At 72.7% G+C, this 13,829-nt stretch carries 11 protein-coding genes; 10 read left to right on the top strand and 1 reads right to left on the bottom strand.

Features of this window, described 5'->3' with window-relative positions; all coding sequences use genetic code 11:
• Positions 1-147: 147 nt before the first annotated feature.
• The 9 genes from wecB to H6693_10730 are packed head-to-tail and all read left to right on the top strand — an operon-like array spanning position 148 to position 12,244.
• Positions 148-1,308, top strand: coding sequence for a UDP-N-acetylglucosamine 2-epimerase (non-hydrolyzing) (gene wecB / locus H6693_10690; GenBank protein ID MCB9516649.1), 1,161 nt, complete (start codon positions 148-150; stop codon positions 1,306-1,308).
• The gene (locus H6693_10695; GenBank protein ID MCB9516650.1) at positions 1,308-3,479 is read left to right on the top strand and encodes a heparinase II/III family protein; all 2,172 of its coding nucleotides are present in this window, start codon (positions 1,308-1,310) and stop codon (positions 3,477-3,479) included. The genes wecB and H6693_10695 overlap by 1 nt, the downstream gene beginning before the upstream one ends.
• A gap of 25 nt (positions 3,480-3,504) precedes the next feature.
• A complete protein-coding gene (locus H6693_10700; GenBank protein MCB9516651.1) occupies positions 3,505-4,713 on the top strand; it encodes a glycosyltransferase family 4 protein in 1,209 nt (402 codons plus the stop codon).
• Complete coding sequence (locus H6693_10705) at positions 4,710-5,909, top strand: glycosyltransferase (GenBank protein ID MCB9516652.1); 1,200 nt, start codon at positions 4,710-4,712, stop codon at positions 5,907-5,909. Before H6693_10700 ends, H6693_10705 begins: the two co-directional genes overlap by 4 nt.
• The gene (locus H6693_10710) at positions 5,909-7,498 is read left to right on the top strand and encodes a hypothetical protein (GenBank protein MCB9516653.1); all 1,590 of its coding nucleotides are present in this window, start codon (positions 5,909-5,911) and stop codon (positions 7,496-7,498) included. Before H6693_10705 ends, H6693_10710 begins: the two co-directional genes overlap by 1 nt.
• Entirely contained in the window at positions 7,495-8,445 is a 951-nt protein-coding gene (locus H6693_10715) for a polysaccharide deacetylase family protein (protein ID MCB9516654.1), read from the top strand. Before H6693_10710 ends, H6693_10715 begins: the two co-directional genes overlap by 4 nt.
• The gene (gene asnB / locus H6693_10720) at positions 8,445-10,448 is read left to right on the top strand and encodes an asparagine synthase (glutamine-hydrolyzing) (protein MCB9516655.1); all 2,004 of its coding nucleotides are present in this window, start codon (positions 8,445-8,447) and stop codon (positions 10,446-10,448) included. Before H6693_10715 ends, asnB begins: the two co-directional genes overlap by 1 nt.
• Positions 10,449-10,457: 9 nt before the next feature.
• Complete coding sequence (locus H6693_10725; protein ID MCB9516656.1) at positions 10,458-10,697, top strand: acyl carrier protein; 240 nt, start codon at positions 10,458-10,460, stop codon at positions 10,695-10,697.
• A gap of 11 nt (positions 10,698-10,708) precedes the next feature.
• Positions 10,709-12,244 carry an acyl--CoA ligase gene (locus tag H6693_10730; protein ID MCB9516657.1) on the top strand — a complete coding sequence of 512 codons (1,536 nt, stop codon included), beginning with the start codon at positions 10,709-10,711 and terminating at the stop codon, positions 12,242-12,244.
• Here the strand turns inward: H6693_10730 and H6693_10735 are convergent.
• Entirely contained in the window at positions 12,241-12,612 is a 372-nt protein-coding gene (locus tag H6693_10735) for a hypothetical protein (protein ID MCB9516658.1), read from the bottom strand. The genes H6693_10730 and H6693_10735 overlap by 4 nt on opposite strands.
• Positions 12,613-12,843: 231 nt before the next feature.
• On the opposite strand from H6693_10735, the gene H6693_10740 reads away from it, so the two are divergent.
• On the top strand, positions 12,844-13,827 hold the full coding sequence (locus H6693_10740; protein ID MCB9516659.1) for a polysaccharide biosynthesis/export family protein: 984 nt from the start codon (positions 12,844-12,846) through the stop codon (positions 13,825-13,827).
• The last annotated feature ends 2 nt before the right edge of the window (positions 13,828-13,829 follow it).

Raw genomic sequence — 13,829 nt, forward strand, 5'->3', positions numbered from 1 at the left:
GCGCGCTCCAGTCCTGGGTCCGGCTGGCAGCCTAGTCGAGCGGCGCGGCCGGCACAAGTCCCCCGCGCGGTGCAGGATTCATCCCATTTTCATGGCGGCCCAGCGGGACCCTTGCTATAAGTCGCGGGATTGCCAGGAGTGAAAAGCATGAGCGAGAGTCCGATCAAGATCGCGGTGGTGGTGGGCACGCGTCCCGAAGCCATCAAGATGGCCCCCGTCATCCGGGAGCTGAAGGCCGCCCCGGCTCGCTGGGACGTGTCCGTGGTGGCCACGGCGCAGCACCGCGAGCTGCTGGACCAGGTCTTTCGGCTCTTCGACATCGTGCCCGACCACGACCTGGACATCATGCAGGCGGGGCAGAGCCTCTTCGACGTCACCCAGCGCGCCCTGCGCGGCCTCGAGCGCGCCTTCTCCGAGCTGGCGCCCGCGATGGTGCTGGTGCACGGCGACACCACCACTACCTTCATCGGCGCGCTGGCGGCCTACTACCTCAAGATCCCGGTGGGCCACGTGGAGGCGGGGCTGCGCACGGGGCGCCGCTACAGTCCGTTCCCCGAGGAGATGAACCGCCACCTGGCGGGCGTCCTCACGGACCTGCACTTCGCGCCCACGCACAAGGCGGCCTGGAACCTGCGCAGCGAGGGCGTGGACGGCAACGACGTCCTCGTCACCGGCAACACCGTCATCGACGCCCTGCTCACCGTGGCCGCCCGCGAGGAGGCGCCGCCCGGGCTGCCCGCGCTGCCCGATCTCACGAACCGCAGGCTGATCCTCGTCACCGCGCACCGCCGCGAATCCTTCGGCGCGCCGCTGGAGCGCGCCTTCGGCGCCCTCGCCGACGTGGCCCGCAGCCACCCGGACTGCCTCTTCGTCTACCCGGTGCATCCGAATCCCAACGTCAAGGAGCCGGCCGAGCGCATCCTCGGCGGACTCGAGGGCGTGATGCTCTGCGACCCGCTGGACTACGCGCCCTTCGTGCACCTGATGAAGCGCGCGCACGTGATCGTCACCGACAGCGGCGGCGTGCAGGAGGAGGCGCCCAGTCTGGGCGTGCCGGTGCTGGTGCTGCGCGAGGTGACCGAGCGCCCCGAGGCCGTGGAGGCGGGCGCCGTGCGCCTGGTGGGCACGAACCCCGACCGCATCCGCGCCGAGCTGACCCGTCTCCTGGACGACCCCGCCGCCCACGCCGAGATGGCGTCGGCGGTGAACCCCTACGGCGACGGCCAGGCCGCGCGGCGCATCGCGCAGCGCCTGGCGCATCGCTTCTACGCCGAGAACCTGCCCGAGCCCTTCGCCGTGGAGGCCTGATGCGCGGACTCGGCCGTCTGCGCCGCGCCGGCCGCCGCCTTCGGGGCAGCCTGGCGCGTCCTCCACGTGTCGCCGCGCCCGCCGCCGCTCTCGCCGCCGCCGGCTGCGGAGACGTCATCCGGCTGCGCGCGGCCTTTCGTCCCGTGCACGACGAGGCCACCCTCGCCGCCATCGCCCGCGATCCCGCCGCCGACTGCGGGCTCTCCGGCCTGGCCGCGGGGCTGCGCGAGGGCCGGCTGCCGGTCTTCGACCACGCCCTGCCGCCGCCGCTCCTGCCCGACTGGAGCCGTGTGCCCGGCGGCGGACAGTGGCCGCGGATGCCGGCCGGCTGCTACGACCACGCGGACTTCACCGCGCACGGGGACGTCCGCCAGCTCTGGGAGCTGGGCCGGCTCCAGGCCCTGCCGACCCTCGCCGCCGCGGCGCGCCTCGACGCGGCCCAGGCGGACGCCACCTGCCACGTCGCCCTGGCCCTGCTGGCCGACTTCCGCGCGCGCAATCCCGTCGGCTTCGGCCCGCACTGGATCGCCGGCCTGGAGAGCGGGCTGCGGATCTTCTCGCTGCTCTGGACCTGGCAGCTCCTGCCGGCGGCCCAGCACACGGAGGAGTTCACGCAGTTCCTCGCCGCCGCGCTGCTGGAGAACGGACGCTTCACGGCGGCCCACCTGTCCGAGAAGACCGTGGCCAACAACCACCTGCTGGGCGAGGCGGCCGCGCTCTACTGCCTGGGCTGCGCGCTGCCGTCGCTGCCCGAGTCCGCCGCCTGGCGCGCGCGCGGCGCGGCGATCCTCGATCGCGAGCTGCCGCTGCAGGTCCTGGGCGACGGCGTCCTCGCCGAGCAGGCCGTGGACTACCACCGCTTCGTGCTCGACTTCCTCGTCCAGTGCCTGCTCTGGGGCCGCGCCGCCGACGATGCGGCCGCCACGGCCTGGCGGCCCGTCGCCGCGGCCATGCTGCCGCCGCTGACGGCCCTGACCGCTCCCGACGGTCAACTCCTGGCCTGGGGCGACGACGACACCGGCCGCGTCCTCCGCCTCGACGCGCGCCCCCGCCGCGACGCCCGCCCGCTCCTCGCCCTCGGCGCCCGCCTGCTGCAGGTGGATCTGGGTCCCCTGGGCGCGCCGACTCCGGACGGCGAGGCGCTCTGGCTCGGGGGGGCCGCCGTGGCCGCCGCCACGCCGCCCGACGGCGCGGGTCCGCCGACCCGCTTCGCGGAGGCCGGCTGGCACTGCGCGCGCTTCGGCGAGGCCGTCGGTGCGGCGGGGCTGGCCGGGGGACATCTCGGCGTCAAGGCGGGGCCCATGGGTCGCGGCGGCGCGGGGCACGGGCACGCCGACGCCCTGGCGCTGGACCTGGCCTTCGGGGGACGTCCCCTGCTCGTGGACCCCGGCACCTACCTCTACAACGGTCCGCAGCGCTGGCGGGACCACTTCCGCGGCGCGGCGGCGCACAGCCTGCTCCGGGTTGGCCGGCGCGATCCGGCCACGCCGCTGCCGCCGCCGGACCGCTTCGGCTGGGAGCGGAAGAGCCGCGCCGTTCTGGTGGACAGCCCCGCGCCGCTGCCGGGCGCGCTGCTCGACTGGACGGCCTGGCGCCGCGGCGATCGCGACGCGGCCGGCGCGCCGGTGGGCGTGTGCCGGCGTGTCGTCCTGCTGGCGCCCGATCTGCTCCTCGTCGTGGACGCCGCCGCGCAGGAGTCCGGGGCTTCCGCGAGCCTGGATCTGGAGCTGCACTGGCAGGCTGCCCCCGGCCTGGCGCCCATCAAGCCCGCGGGCGGGCAGCCCTCGGCCCGCTGCGAGGCGACCGGCCTGGTCCTGCGCGAGCTGACCCTCGGCGAGGGCGGCGCGCCGCGCCTCGCGCTCTACTGCTTCGTGCCGGCCGCCCTTGACAGCGAAGTCCAAATCGGACAAGAGGAGGCACCGGCGGGCTGGGTGTCGCCGTCCTACGGCGAGCGCGAGCCCGCGACGCACTGGCGGCTGGCCGGCTCCGGGTCGGCGCCGGCCGTCTGCCTGAGTCTGCTGGCCGACCCCGCGGGCCGTTTCCGCGGCTGTCGTCTCGCGAATGGCGACGCCCCGGGCGCCTTCAGGCTGGAGATCGCCCGCGAAGGGGCCGACACTCGGAAAATGGATCTCGCCGCCCCGGACCCGCTCGGCGGGCCCGAGGCCAGCTAGCAGCACGCACGAGGAGCCGCACGGGATGGAGCGCGGAAAGCGCGGCATCGTCATCACGAACCTCTTCCCCAACGCGGTGGAGACCACGCGGGGGATGTTCGTCTGGCAGGAGACCCAGCGTCTCCGCGACGCGCACGGCTACGACCTGCGCGTGCTGGCGCCGCTGCCCTGGGTGCCGGGGTTCCTGAGGGACAAGAGCCGGTTCGCGCACCACGCCGCGCCGGCGCGGGAGACGCGGGACGGCTTCGACGTCCACTATCCGCGGCACGTGGTCACGCCGCGGGTGCTGCGCTTCTGCTACGGGCACTACGTCTACTGGGCGCTGAAGGGGCTCTTCGCGCGGCTGCACCGGGACGCGCCGGCGGACTTCATCGTGGCGCACTACGCCTTCCCCGACGGCTACGCCGCCCATCGCCTGGCCCGCCGCCACAACCTGCCGCTGCTGGTGAAGGTGAGGGGCTCGGACGTCAACCTGTTCACGCGCAGCTTCCTGCGCCGCCGCCTCACCATGCGGACCCTGCACGGCGCGGACCGTGTGGTGGCGGTGAGCGAGGCGCTGAAGGCGCGCATGGTGAAGCTGGGGCTGCCGGCCGAGCGGATCGCGGTGATGCCGAACGGCGTCGACCGCGAGCGCTTCGCGCCGCGCGACCGCGACGCCTGCCGCCGCGCCCTGGGTCTGCCGGAGGCGCCCTTCACCTTTCTCTTCGTCGGGACGCTCCGCACGATCAAGGGCGTGACCACCTTGCTCCAGGCCTTCCGCGCCATTCCCGAGATGCAGCGGCGCAAGGCGTCGCTGATCCTGATCGGCGACGGCGACCTCGAGGCCGACCTCAGGGATCGCATCGAGCGCTTCGGGATGCGCGACCAGGTGCGGCTGCTGCCGCCCGTGCCCCACGCCGAGGTGCCGCAGTGGATCGGGGCCTGCGACTGCCTCGTGCTGCCCAGCATCATGGAGGGCTATCCCAACGTGCTCGTGGAGGCGCTGGCCGCCCAGCGGCCGGTGATCGCCTCGCGGGTGGGCGGCATTCCGGAGATCGTCGCCGACGGCGCCAGCGGCCTGCTGGTGCCGCCCGGCGAGCCCTGGCCCCTGACCGACGCCATGATCCGCATGCTGGAGGGCTTCGACTTCGATCCCGCCGCGTCCTCCGCCGCCCAGCGCAGCTGGGTGGACGTGGCGAGCGAGATGGACGGTCTCATCCAGTCCATGCTGGCCGACCGCGGGACGCGCCCGTGAGCGGCGCCCAGCGCATCCTGGTGCTGCACCGCACCCAGGGCCACGGCGTGGAGGCCGTGCACCTGCGCGGCATGGTGGACGCCATGCGCGAGGCGGGGCACGCCGTGGAGATCGTGGGGCCCGCGGGCACGGACCCCTACGCGCCGGCCCCCGCGGCCAGCGGCAAGCCCGGTCTGGCCGCGCGCTTCGCGCGCCACGCGCCGGAGCTGCTCTTCGAGGTGGCCGAGCAGGCCTACGACCGGCGGCTCGCCGGTCGGCTGGGCGCCGCGGCCGCGCGCTTCCGTCCCACGCTGCTCTACGAGCGCTACGCCTTCTTCGGCGAGGCGGGCAGCCGTCTGGCCGCCCGGCTGGGGATTCCGCATGTGGTGGAGGTGAACTACACCGTGTCGGATCCGCTGGTGCGCCAGCGGAGCCGGCTGCTGGCCGGGGCCTGCCGCCGCGCGGAGGCGCGGGTGTTCCGCGGCGCCGCCTTGCTGGCGGCCGTGTCGAGCCGGCTGGAAGAGCGGGTGCGCGAGCACGGCGTGGAGGGGGGGCGGATCGTCCTCATGCCCAATGCCGTGCACCGCGCGTGGTGGGAGGCGGCGGCGTCGCCGGCTCCCGCGAGTCTGCCCGTGGGGTTGACGCAGGCCCCGGTCGTGGGTTTCGTGGGGGGCTTCTACCCCTGGCACGGGGTGGACCGGCTGGTGGAGGCCGTGCGGCGCAATCGCGCGGCGGGACGCCCGGCGGCGCTGCTGCTGGTGGGCGACGGCCCCGAGCGCCCGCGCATCGAGGCGCAGGTGGCCGCGGCGGGGCTCGCCGAGCACTGCCTGCTGGCGGGGAGTCGTCCGCACGCCGAGCTGCCGGGCTGGATCGCGGCCATGGACGTCTGCGTCATGCCCCACTCCAACGACTACGGGTCGCCGATGAAGGTGTTCGAGTACATGGCCCTGGGACGCGCGGTGCTCGCGCCGTCCTTGCCGCCCCTGCGCGACGTCATCGACGACGGCGTGAACGGCGCGCTCTTCGCGTCGTCCGAGGCGGGCGCGGACCCCGTGGCTCCGCTGGAGGCGGGGCTCGCCGGACTGCTCGGCGACGGGCCGCTGCGCGAGCGCCTGGGCCGCGCCGCGCGCGAGCGCGTGGGCGAGCGGCACACCTGGCAGGAGAACTGGCGTCGCGTGGAGAGCGCCCTCGCGGCGTCCGGACCGGAGGCGGCCTGATGGGCGCGTTCGATCCCCTCGCGCTGGCCGCCGCGCGGCTCGGCACGGCCCTGATCGGCCGGCTGCAGCCGGCGCGGGCCTCGCTCTACAGCTTCGACCTCTGGCTCGAGCCCTGGCTGCGCCGGCGGCAGGCCATGCGCGGTCGCGTCCCCGAGGTGCCCGCCGGCACGACGCGGGACCTGCTCTTCTGTTTCGTCGACCACTTCGAGCCGGGCACCAAGGGCGCCGAGCTCGATCGCGCGCGCGAGCGCTTCGCCGCGTGGATGGACCTCTACCCGCCCCTGGCGGGCCAGTTCACGGACGCCGAGGGGCGGCATCCCCAGCACGGCTTCTTCTTTCCGCCGCACTACTTCCGCGAGGAGTACATGCTCGGCCTCGCCGGCATGGACTGGCAGGGCTTCGGCGAGACGGAGCTGCACCTCCACCACGACGGCGACACCAGCGCCACCCTGCGCGCGCTGCTCGAGGAGACGCTGGAGCGCTACGCCGAGTACGGCGTCTTCCAGTGCCAGGGCGAGCCGGTGAAGCGGGCCTACGGGTTCATCCACGGGAACTGGGCGCTGGACAACAGCCGCCCCGAGTTCTGCGGCGTGAACGACGAGCTCACCATCCTGCGCGAGACGGGCTGCTACGGGGACTTCACCTTTCCCAGCCTCTACGTGGCCCAGCCGCGCCGGGTGAACGCGCTCTACCGCGCCATCGACGATCCGGCGGCGCCGAAGAGCTACGACGACGGGCCGCTCATGGCCGCCGGCCGCGCACCCGCGCCGGACTCCTTCGCGATGTTCACGGGGCCCATCGGGCTGCGCCCGCGGGGGCGCTTCCCGTTCTTCGCGGTGGAGGACGCGGACGTCACCGGCGAGGGGCCGGGCACGCCGGGGCGGATCCGTCGCTGGGTGGACACGGGCATCCACGTCCAGGGGCGCCCGGAGTGGATCTTCGTGAAGGTGCACACGCACGGCGCGCCGGAACGTCACCGGGACGCGCTGCTGGGCGCCGGCGCCGCGCGCATGTTCGAGACCCTCTGCCGCGACTACGGCGACGGCACGCGCTGGCGCCTGCACTTCGTCAACGCGCGGGAGATGTACAACATCGCCCGCGCCGCCGAGGACGGCCACGCCGGCGACGCCGGCCGCTACCGCGACTATGAGATTCCGCCCTATCTGACCCGCGAGCTGCGCTCGAACCGGCGCTATCGCGCCACGCGCTTCACGGCGCCGAGCGCGCCGGACGGGCTGCCCACCCTCGCGTTGCGCGTGCTCGACCCGGGGCCGGGCGGCAGCCTGGAATTCCGGCAGGGCGCGCTCCTCCGCCTGGACGGGCCGCTGGCCGAGCTCTCGCTCGCACCGGCGGAGGACGCCGGCTGGACCTTCCTTCTGGCGGGCGAGGGCGAGCTCACGCTCACGCTGGCAGGGAACCTGCAACCGGAGGGCCCGGGCGCGGGCGCCTGGACCGACGCCGGTCCCGCCGGCGACCGGGGCGGCCACCGCTGGCGCGTCAAGCTGGCGCCCTCCGCACCACTCACCGTTACCCTGCGTGACCACGCGCCGCGACGGGGAAGCACAGGGATGAACGAGGACGTTCGATGAACGGCAAGCCCCGCCTCAGCGCCATCCAGCGCTACGTGGTCAAGCACCACGAGTCGCGGCCGCTCATGGCCGCCACCACGGTCCTGTGGCCGCGGCGGCTCTTCGACGGCTTCATGCGCCTCACGCAGACGGCGCCCCTGGGCTGGCTGCGCGGCAAGGGCGCGCTCACGCTCAGCTTCGACTGCGACTACAGCAAGGACGTGGAGGCCTTCCCCTTCGTGCTGCAGCAGCTGCGCCGGCACCGGATCCCCGCGTCCTTCGCGGTGGTGGGCGTCTGGGTGGAGCGCTACCCGGATCTGCACAAGGCCCTGCTGGACGATGGCCACGAGATCATCAACCACACCTACTCGCATCCCGACAACGAGGAGATCAACCCGGGGCGGAAGTTCCGCCTCATCAGCCGCGAGGAGAAGAAGGAAGAGGTGGCGCGGGCGCACGAGGTCATCGCCAAGGTCCTCGGCGTGGAGTGCCAGGGGCTGCGCATCCCGCACTTCAAGGACCTCTTCACGGAGGAGATCTACGGCATCCTCGCCGAGCTGGGCTATCGCTTCGACTCGTCCACGCTCATGACCGGCTGCGAGACCGGCGGGCGGCCCTTCCTCGGGCCGGAGAACATCTGGGAGTTCCCGCTCACCACCTGTCCCAAGCACCCGCTCACGGTGCTGGACACCTGGCACAGCCTGCACGTGGGGCATCCCTTCTACAAGTGGAGCCACAATTCGCCGCGGGAGTTCTGCGATCTGCTCTGGAGCACGGTGGAGGCCGCGCTGGCCTACGGGAACTACGTGAACATCTACCTGGATCCCTGGGACCTGCCGCAGCTCGACGGCTTCGAGGAAGTGCTCGCCCGCCTGGCCGAGCGCCGCGACGAGCTGGAGCTGCTGCTCTACCGCGACGTGCTCGAGCGCCTGGAAGACAAGGAGCCCCTGGTGGAGGAGGCCCGCTGATGTGCGGCATCGTCGGCTTCGTGGATCGCCGCCATGCGCCCGACCCGGCGCTGCTGCGCCGCATGACGGCCACGCTGCAGCACCGCGGCCCGGACGGCTTCGGCGTCCGCGTGGAGGGCGCCGCCGCGCTGGGACACAGCCGGCTGGCCATCATCGACCTGTCCAGCGGTGACCAGCCGATGGCGGATCCGTCGGGGCGCTGGTGGCTGGTCTTCAACGGCGAGATCTTCAACTACCTGGAGCTGCGCGCCGAACTGGAGGCGGACGGCCACCGCTTCCACACCACGAGCGACACCGAAGTGCTCCTGCGCATGCTCATGCTCCACGGCCCGGACGCCCTGCCCCGCCTCAACGGGCAGTTCGCGATCGCGCTCTGGGACGCCCAGGCGAGAAGCCTGCTGCTCGCGCGCGACCGCTTCGGCATCCGCCCGCTCAACTACTGGCGAGGCGAGGGCCTCTTCGCCTTCGCGTCGGAGATCAAGGCGCTCTTCGCGCACCCGGAGATCCCGCGCGAGATCGACCGCGAGTCGCTGCTGCAGCTCTTCCGCTACTGGACGCCCCTGCCCGGCCGCACGGCCTTCGCGGGCATCCACGAGCTGAAGCCCGGCCACTGGGCGCGCCTGGACGCCGACGGCGGCTGGCACGAGGAGCGCTGGTGGCGCTTCCCCTTCGGCGCGGTGGAGCCGTCGCGCCTCTCGGCGAACGAGGCCGCCGAGGCGGTGCGCGAGACCCTGCGCCGCGCCACGAGCCTGCGTCTGCGCGCCGACGTCCCCGTGGGCGCCTACGTGAGCGGGGGCATCGACAGCTCGCTCCTCGCCGCGCTGATCAAGGACGAGAACCCGGGCATGCACACGTTCTCGATCCGCTTCACCGACCAGGTCTTCGACGAGAGCCACTTCCAGGATCTCATGGTGAAGCAGCTCGGCAGCCGGCATCACACGGTGGAGGTGAGCGGCGCGGACATCGCCGCGGCCTTCCCGCGGCTCGTGCGACACAGTGAAAAGCCCGTGCTGCGCACCGCGCCGACGCCGCTCATGCTGCTGGCCGCGAAGGTGCGCGAGGTGGGCGTCAAGGTGGTGCTCACCGGCGAGGGCGCCGACGAGGTCATGGCCGGCTACGACCTCTTCAAGGACGCCAAGATCCGTCACTGGTGGGCGCGCCGTCCCGACAGCCGCCTGCGCCCGCTGCTGCTGACGCGGCTCTATCCCACGAGTCCGCTGCTCGCGCGCGCGGGCCGCGCCGACTACCTGCACCAGTACTACGGCCGCTGGATCCACGATCCGTCGGACCGCGGCTTCAGCCATCGCCCGCGCTGGGAGACCACGCTGGGCGTGCTGGACAACTTCCTGCAGCCCGAGCCCGCCGCGCTGCTCGCCGGCGTGGAGAACTGGGACGAGGAGTACCTGGGCGCGCTGCCGCCGGCCTTCGACGGCTGGGACTGGCTGGATCGCGCGCAGCTCGTCGAGAGCGAGACGCTCCTCGCCGGCTACCTGCTCAGCAGCCAGGGCGACCGCCCCGCGATGGCCCACAGCGTGGAGGGCCGCTTCCCCTACCTCGACCCCGACTTCGCGCAGCTGGCGGCCTCGCTGCCCTGGCAGCAGCGCCTGCCCGTGCTGCACGAGAAGGAGACGCTCAAGCGCGCCGCGCGGGGCGTGCTGCCCGCGGCGATTCTCGACCGTCCCAAGCAGCCCTACATGGCGCCCGACGCGCCGAGCTTCTTCGGCGACGACGCGCCCGAGTGGGTGGGGGAGATGCTTGCGGACTCCCGGCTCTCGGGCTATGGTCTCTTCGATCCGCGGGCGGTGTCCACGCTGACCGCGAAGATGCGGCGCCGGCGGGGCGCGCAGATCGGCTTCCGCGACAACATGCTCCTGGTGGGGATCCTCTCCACGCAACTGCTGGTGCACAGCTTCATCGAGAGCGGACCGGAGGGCGGAGCCCCGCCGGACGCCAGCTTCCGCGAGGCGCTGCCCCTGGGCGACGCCACAGCCAATCCGAGGTAGACAGAGCGCATGGAGAACACGATTCGGCAGTTCATCGTCGACAACTTCCTGGCCGGCAAGGACGACCCCAGCTTCAAGAACCACGACTCCTTCATGGAGACCCGCGTGATCGACTCCACGGGCATCATGGAGCTGCTGGAGTTCGTGGAGGACGAGTGGGGCATCAGCGTGAACGACAGCGAGCTGACGCCGGAGAACTTCGATTCCGTGAGCAAGGTCGCGAGCTTCGTGCAGGGCAAGCTGGGCTAGCTCTGCCTGACGTGAACTCGGTCTGGGAGATTCTCGCCGAGGCGCGCGCGCGTCACGGCGGCCGCGAGGCGGTGGTGCAGGGCGACGAGCGCTGGAGCTACGAGACCCTGACGCTCCGCGCGGGCGCCCTCGCCCGGCGCCTGCAGTCGCTCGGCGTGGGGCCCGGCGATCGCGTCGCGCTGCTCTGGGAGAACTCGCCGGCCTACGTCCAGATCTACTTCGCGGTGATGCGCCTCGGGGCCGTGCTCGTGGCCCTCAATCCCGTCAACGAGGAACACTACGTCGACCAGGTGCTGGCCGACTGTACGCCGAGCGTGCTGGTGGCGCAGGCCAAGTTCCTGCGGCGCTTCGCCGCGGCGCTCGACCCGGCCCACCTGCCGGGCGGGATCGTGCTGGACGAACCCCTGGACACGCCGCTGCCGGGCAAGACGCTCCTCCTCGACAGCAGCCAGTCCGAGCCGCCCGACCTGCCCGCGCCCGCGCCGGACGACCTGGCGATGATCCTCTACACCTCGGGCACCACGGGGGCGCCCAAGGGCGTCTGCCTCAGCCAGCGCAACCTGCTGGCGAACACGGCGTCCATCGTGGAGTACCTGGCGCTCGACGAGACCGAGCGCGTGCTCGTCCTGCTGCCCTTCTACTACTCCTACGGGCACTCGCTGCTGACGACCCACGTGGCCGTCGGCGGCTGCCTGGTGATCGACAACCGCTTCGGCTTCCCCAACGCGGTGCTCGAGACCGCCCGCCGCGAGGCGGTGACGGGCCTGCCCGGCGTGGCGTCGACCTTCAACATCCTCATGCAGCGCAGCCGGCTCGCGGAGCTGGGCATCCCCAGCCTGCGCTACTTCACCACGGCGGGCGGCGCGCTGCCGCCGGCGGGGCTGGCGCGGCTGCGGGCCATGCTGCCCGGGGCGACGCCCGTGGTGATGTACGGGCAGACCGAGGGCACCGCGCGCCTCTCCTATCTGCCACCCGAGGATCTGGAGCGGAAGGCGGGGTCCATCGGACGCGGGATTCCGGGCGTCACGCTCGAGGTGCTGGACAAGGACGGCCAGCCCGTCGCGCCGGGGGAGACCGGCGAGATCGTGGCCTCGGGCGAGAACATCATGGTGGGCTACTGGGCCGATCCCGACGAGACCGCGCGCGTGCTGGACGCGCAGCACCGCCTCTGGACCGGCGACCTCGCCCGCGTGGACGAGGACGGCTACCTCTTCGTGGTGGGGCGCGAGAAGGACATGATCAAGAGCGGCGCCTTCCGCATCAACCCCAAGGAGATCGAGGACATCGTCCAGGAGCTCGAGGGCGTGCTGGCCTGCGGCATCGTGGGCGTGGAGGATCCGCTGCTGGGCGAGCGCATGGTCGTCTGCCTGGTGCCCGGCCCCGAGGCGGCGCTGGACGAGAAGACCGTCCTCACCCACCTCAAGCAGCGCCTGCCCCACTGGAAGCAGCCCCAGAGCGTGCGCTTCTACGAGGAGCTGCCGCGCACCAGCTCGGGCAAGATCCGCAAGCACCTGCTCAAGGAAGCGCTGGAGGCGGAGGGGGTCTAGACGGCCCGGCGGCGCAAGCCGCGCGCCAGGCCCAGGACGCCGACGCCCAGCAGCAGCCCCGTGCCGGGCTCGGCCACGGGCGCGCTGGCGGTGCCGCCGCCGGAGGGCACGTTGCCCTGCAGCGAGACCTCGGTGTGGCCGCCGGGCGAGTTGCTGAGGCCCGGGTCGCGAACGGGGCGATGGAGGGGACGGCCGGCGTCGTAGAGGGTGGACTCGTTCCGCAGGGTCAGCCGGCTGCCGGCGCTGAAGTCGGCGCCCAGTTCGTCGCCGCCCAGAAGCATCTGGTCGACGCCGGCACGGGCGCTGGAGGAGAATCCGAGAGCGAGCAACGCCAGCAGGGTGAAGGTGACGGCAGGGTGCTTCGACATGGTGACCACCATCCTCCGGGTCATGTCCCGCCGGCGGGCGGCGGTGTCGGGGATCCTCCCGACGGGATCCTAGTTGCCGGTTTCGTAAGATGCAAGACGGAAACCCGACCCCGAAGTCAGCATGTAATACCGCATGCGGCGGCGGGTTCCGAAGCCCGCATGCTGCCACAAAGCACTAGACACTGACTGTGGCGCTGCTTACTGTCCTGTGAGTTCTATCCGGGGGGAGACATGCCTGTCACTGCCTTTTTGCGCCGCGGTCCCGCGCTCGCCACGGCCCTCCTGCTCCTCGTGAGCCTGACAATGGTCCTCCCCGGCGACCTGTCCGCCCAGGAGACGCCCCCGCCCTACCATCTCGGCGTGGGCGACGTCATGGAACTGCGCGTCTGGCAGATGCCCGAACTCGACCGCACCATGACGGTGGACGAGAGCGGCCGGCTCACCGTGCCGCTCATCGGCGACGTGCGCGCCACCGGACGTCTCGTGCCCGACGTGGAAGAAGAGATCGTCGAGCGCATCCAGGTCTTCCACCGCAACATCAGCCGCGTGTCCCTGGAGCTGACCGAGTACAACAGCAAGGCGTTCTTCGTCATCGGCGCCGTGGTCACGCCGGGGCGCTATGCCGACTGGCCGCTGCCCGACGTCTGGCAGGCGATCCGCAGCGCCGGCGGCGTGTCGCCCGAGGGCGATCTCAGCCGCGTGCGGGTCTACCGCCTGCAGGACGGCAAGCAGGTGCTGGAGACCTACGACATCGAGGCGCTCACCGCGCAGGAGGGCGTGCTCGCGCTGCCGCAGCTGGAGCCGGGCGAGACCGTCGAGGTGCCGCGGATGCCCATGAACCCGTCGAACTACGTCGGGCGCGACGGCATCTACGTCTTCGGCGAGGTGGTCACGCCGGGCGTGTATCGCGTGGAGGCGGGCAGCCGCGACGTGCTCGGCTTCATCCTCCAGGCGGGCGGGCCGGGGCCCAACGCGGATCTCGGCGAGGTCCTGCTGCTGCGGCAGCGGCCCGACGGCAGCCTGCTCCGCCTCGAGATGGACCTGCGGGAGTACCTCGACGACGCCGACGACAGCCAGAACCCCCGGGTGCAGCCGGGCGACACCATCTACGTGCCGTCGCAGACGCCGGTGATGACCCTCGTCCGCTCGAACCTGGCCGTGCTCACCACCATCGCCACGCTGCTGACGAGCGTCATCCTCCTGAGGAACCGTTAGGC

It is taken from the genome of Candidatus Latescibacterota bacterium (assembly GCA_020633725.1).
GTDB lineage: Bacteria > Krumholzibacteriota > Krumholzibacteriia > JACNKJ01 > JACNKJ01 > VGXI01.

Bases quoted from the DNA above. Each gene is read 5' to 3' on its own strand.
- wecB (MCB9516649.1), top strand. From the start codon at position 148: ATGAGCGAGAGTCCGATCAAGATCGCGGTGGTGGTGGGCACGCGTCCC.
- H6693_10695 (MCB9516650.1), top strand. From the start codon at position 1,308: ATGCGCGGACTCGGCCGTCTGCGCCGCGCCGGCCGCCGCCTTCGGGGC.
- H6693_10700 (MCB9516651.1), top strand. From the start codon at position 3,505: ATGGAGCGCGGAAAGCGCGGCATCGTCATCACGAACCTCTTCCCCAAC.
- H6693_10710 (MCB9516653.1), top strand. From the start codon at position 5,909: ATGGGCGCGTTCGATCCCCTCGCGCTGGCCGCCGCGCGGCTCGGCACG.
- H6693_10715 (MCB9516654.1), top strand. From the start codon at position 7,495: ATGAACGGCAAGCCCCGCCTCAGCGCCATCCAGCGCTACGTGGTCAAG.
- asnB (MCB9516655.1), top strand. From the start codon at position 8,445: ATGTGCGGCATCGTCGGCTTCGTGGATCGCCGCCATGCGCCCGACCCG.
- H6693_10725 (MCB9516656.1), top strand. From the start codon at position 10,458: ATGGAGAACACGATTCGGCAGTTCATCGTCGACAACTTCCTGGCCGGC.
- H6693_10735 (MCB9516658.1), bottom strand. From the start codon at position 12,612: ATGTCGAAGCACCCTGCCGTCACCTTCACCCTGCTGGCGTTGCTCGCT.
- H6693_10740 (MCB9516659.1), top strand. From the start codon at position 12,844: ATGCCTGTCACTGCCTTTTTGCGCCGCGGTCCCGCGCTCGCCACGGCC.